Here is a 1422-nt window from a genome sequence, read left to right as displayed (position 1 = left end):
TTTTATTGTACAGAATATTTGATGAACGGCACAAAACAACGCGAACTCAAGCGATGGGGTGTATATGGGTATACAGCATACCGAAAAGGCATATACAGTCCAGTGAATCAGAGATGATTCACGAAGTGATAAAGTTAACTTAAGACTATAAAGGTTAGTTGGTGATGAGCCGCTAAAGTTATAGGATCAAGTGACTAAGTGCACATGGTGGATGCCTTGGCGATCACAGGCGAAGAAGGACGTTATAGCTTGCGATAAGCTGCGGGGAGCTAGCAAATAAGCATTGATCCGCAGATTTCCGAATGGGGAAACCCACGGCTTTTAGCCGTATCTCACACTGAATACATAGGTGTGTGAAGCGAACCGAGTGAACTGAAACATCTAAGTAACTCGAGGAAAAGAAATCAACCGAGATTCCGAAAGTAGCGGCGAGCGAAATCGGAGCAGCCTAGACGAGATAGCACAAAGACATAGTTGAATGAAATGGAAAGTTCAGCCATAGCAGGTGATAGCCCTGTAGACGAAATGCTTTGTGTGGTACTAAGCGTCGGACAAGTAGAGCGGGACACGTGGAATCCTGTTTGAAGATGGGGGGACCATCCTCCAAGGCTAAATACTCGTGATCGACCGATAGTGAACCAGTACCGTGAGGGAAAGGCGAAAAGAACCCCGGGAGGGGAGTGAAATAGAACCTGAAACCGTGTGCATACAAACAGTCGGAGCATCTTTATGGTGTGACGGCGTACCTTTTGTATAATGGGTCAGCGACTTACATTCAGTGGCAAGCTTAACCGAATAGGGGAGGCGTAGCGAAAGCGAGTCCGAATAGGGCGATTAGTCGCTGGGTGTAGACCCGAAACCAGATGATCTATCCATGGCCAGGTTGAAGGTATCGTAACAGATGCTGGAGGACCGAACCCACTAATGTTGAAAAATTAGGGGATGAGCTGTGGATAGGGGTGAAAGGCTAAACAAATCTGGAAATAGCTGGTTCTCTCCGAAAACTATTTAGGTAGTGCCTCATATGATTACTATCGGGGGTAGAGCACTGTTATGGCTAGGGGGTCATGGCGACTTACCAAACCATGGCAAACTCCGAATACCGATAAGTACAGTATGGGAGACAGAGCACTGGGTGCTAACGTCCAGACTCAAGAGGGAAACAACCCAGACCGCCAGCTAAGGTCCCTAAAATTGGCTAAGTGGGAAACGAAGTGGGAAGGCATAGACAGTCAGGAGGTTGGCTTAGAAGCAGCCACCCTTTAAAGAAAGCGTAATAGCTCACTGATCGAGTCGTCCTGCGCGGAAGATGTAACGGGGCTAAGCCAGTTACCGAAGCTGCGGGTGTGGACACTCTTTTAAGCGTATTGATCGGCGCTTAGGCGAAGCAAAGCGAGCCAAAGCGACTCAACAATGATAGAG

1 rRNA gene is annotated in these 1422 nt (G+C 47.8%); it reads left to right on the top strand.

Annotated elements, in window-relative coordinates:
* Positions 1-184: 184 nt before the first annotated feature.
* A 23S ribosomal RNA gene (locus tag HKX40_RS10680) occupies positions 185-1422 on the top strand; the annotation flags it as partial.

Source organism: Pelistega europaea (assembly GCF_013133775.1).
GTDB lineage: Bacteria > Pseudomonadota > Gammaproteobacteria > Burkholderiales > Burkholderiaceae_B > Taylorella > Taylorella europaea.
The sequence above is the reverse complement of the archived record's forward strand: the minus strand, read 5'-3'. Positions and strand labels throughout refer to the sequence as shown.